Below are 2,246 nucleotides of genomic sequence, written 5' to 3'. Positions count from 1 at the left end.
CGCTCGCCCGCGGGCGTGGGCACCATGCCGCGCGCGGTGCGGACGAACAGCGGCACCTGCGCCGCCCGCTCCAGTTCCGCCACGGCCCGCGCCACCGCCGGCTGCGACAGGTGAATCGCCTCGGCCGCCCGCACCGTGCTGCCATGCCGCGCCACGGCGCGCAGCGCGAACAAGGCCTTCAGGCGCTCGGCCAGTGGCGGGAACTCAAAGGGGTCCGGCCCCGCGGGTGCTGCGGCCTGGGGAGGGGCGGCGGCGACGGGCGCGCGGCGGGCCAAAGACGCCGGGCCGGCGCTGTGCCGGCGAGCGGGATCGGACATGGAGGGCTCGGTGGGCTTCGATGCCGGGCGGCGACAAGCGGCACGCCGCGGAGGCGGCGGATTGCACCACGCCACGCGCCCGGCCGCCGAAAAAAGATCAGGCTGCAACTGCCGCTCAACCGTGCGCGTGGAAGACGCGCCGGCCAAGCGCACCCTCTGCGAGCTGCCGGATCGCGGCGACGTCGACGCCTTCGTCGCCCCGCGCCCGCCCAGCCGCCACGTGCTGCGGCGCAACCCGGACATCGCCCGGCTGTTCGACGATCCCACCGCCACCGCAGGGCGGTTGCGTGCGTCATCAATGGCGCGGCGGCCGCTGCAGTCGCTGCGGCCAGGAGCTGCGGTGGCGTTTGCGAGAATTCCCCACCCTGCCACTTCGCCCTGCTGCCGTGCGTGTCTCCAAAGCTGTCCAGGAAAGAGAAAACGAAGTCGCCCGCCGCATGCTTCGGCACTGGCACGAGGCCGTGCCCAACGACCGCATGGCGCACCTGCTCAAGGACACCATGCGCGCCTTCGACCGCTCGTTGCGCGCGCGGCTGGCACGCCACGGCGTGCAGATGGGGCACTGGGTCTACCTGCGCATCCTGTGGGAGCGCGACGGCCTCACCAAGCGCGAGCTCAGCATGGAGGCCGGCGTGGCCGAGCCCACCACCTTCATCGCGCTGCGCGCCATGGAGTCGCTGGGCTACGTGCGGCTGGAGCAGCGCGCCGACAACCGCAAGAACGTCTACGTCCACCTCACCGACGAAGGCCGGCAGCTCAAGGGCGTGCTGGTGCCGCTGGCCGAGGAGGTCAACGCCATCGCGCTGCAGGGCGTGCCGGAGGCCGAGGCCGCCGCCGCGCGCCGTACCCTGCTGACCATGCTGGACAACCTCTCGCGCGACGAGGCGCAGGGCGATTGAAAAAAAGCGGCCCAGGTGCTTGACCTTCCCACCGTGGCAAGGCTGAGACTGGCGCCCATTCACCCCTTGAGGAGCACTTGCCATGATCGAGTTCACCCTGCCTGACATGAGCTGCGGCCACTGCGTGGGCGCCGTGACCCAGGCGCTGCAGGCCGCTGCGCCGCAGGCGCGCGTGCACGTCGACCTGGCCACCAAGAAGGTGCAGGTCGAGAACGCCGAGGACCGCGAGGCCCTGGCCCGCGCCCTGTCCGACGCCGGCTACGACCCTGCGTGACGCACTGCCGCCCCGTGCGCCCGGCTTGACCCTGGTAAAGCCGGCGCGCGGCGCGGCGCCTAAACTTGCGTCCACCCCTGCGTCCTTCATCCGCCGTCCTGCCCGTGCGCCGCCTCATCGCCATCGTCCTGATGCTCCTGCTGCCGCTGCAGTCGGCGTGGGCGCTCGTGGCCATGCCGTGCCTGGGGCACCTGAGCCTGCCGCTGGCCGTCCAGGCAGCCCAGGCCGAGGCGCAGGGACACGGTGCGGCGCACCATGCCGCGCATGCCGGCCATGACGTGGCGCCTGCAGCCCTGGCGCATCAAGCCGGTGCGGCAGCGCATCAGCACCGCGACGGCCACGATGGCCATGACGCCGCGGCGACGGGCCCGGCCGATGACGGCGGCACTTCTTCCTCCCCCCTGTCCGACCCCTGCAGCGGCTCCGCCGCCTGCATGAGCCTGCACTCGCCCCCGCTGTCCGCCGCGTTCGACGCCGGCTTGCCGGCCCTGGCGCCCGCGGGCTGGCTGCCGCCCGCGCCAGGGCAGCGCTTCAGCTCCGTGCCGCCGCAGCGGCTGCACCGGCCGCCCATAGGCCTGGCCGCCTGAAGCGGCGCCAGGTTCCTTTCCCAGCCTGACCGCGACGAGGCTGCTGCCGCCGTGCAGCGCCGCCCGCCCGTGCGCCGCTTCCCCAACGCCTTGCAGTTGCACCGTTGCAGAGGAAGCCTCGATGAGACGAATCACCGTGCCGGTGGTGCTCGCGGCCGCCGTGTCCGCG

At 73.2% G+C, this 2,246-nt stretch carries 4 protein-coding genes; 3 read left to right on the top strand and 1 reads right to left on the bottom strand.

Annotation, left to right across the window (positions count from 1 at the left end):
* The coding region (locus tag SM757_RS34740; RefSeq protein ID WP_322468827.1) for a helix-turn-helix domain-containing protein at window positions 1-317 on the bottom strand (317 nt) is incomplete at its 3' end.
* Between the two features lie 437 nt (window positions 318-754).
* Here SM757_RS34740 and SM757_RS34735 point away from each other — a divergent pair.
* From SM757_RS34735 to SM757_RS34725, 3 genes are all read left to right on the top strand, one after another.
* On the top strand, window positions 755-1,216 hold the full coding sequence (locus SM757_RS34735; protein WP_066335019.1) for a MarR family winged helix-turn-helix transcriptional regulator: 462 nt from the start codon (window positions 755-757) through the stop codon (window positions 1,214-1,216).
* Window positions 1,217-1,298: 82 nt separating this feature from the next.
* A complete protein-coding gene (locus SM757_RS34730; protein WP_066335017.1) occupies window positions 1,299-1,490 on the top strand; it encodes a heavy-metal-associated domain-containing protein in 192 nt (63 codons plus the stop codon).
* A gap of 65 nt (window positions 1,491-1,555) precedes the next feature.
* On the top strand, window positions 1,556-2,077 hold the full coding sequence (locus SM757_RS34725; RefSeq protein WP_322468826.1) for a hypothetical protein: 522 nt from the start codon (window positions 1,556-1,558) through the stop codon (window positions 2,075-2,077).
* The last annotated feature ends 169 nt before the right edge of the window (window positions 2,078-2,246 follow it).

The sequence above is a fragment of the Azohydromonas lata genome (genome assembly GCF_034427735.1).
Taxonomy (GTDB): Bacteria; Pseudomonadota; Gammaproteobacteria; order Burkholderiales; family Burkholderiaceae_C; genus Azohydromonas; species Azohydromonas lata.
The sequence above is the reverse complement of the archived record's forward strand: the minus strand, read 5'-3'. Positions and strand labels throughout refer to the sequence as shown.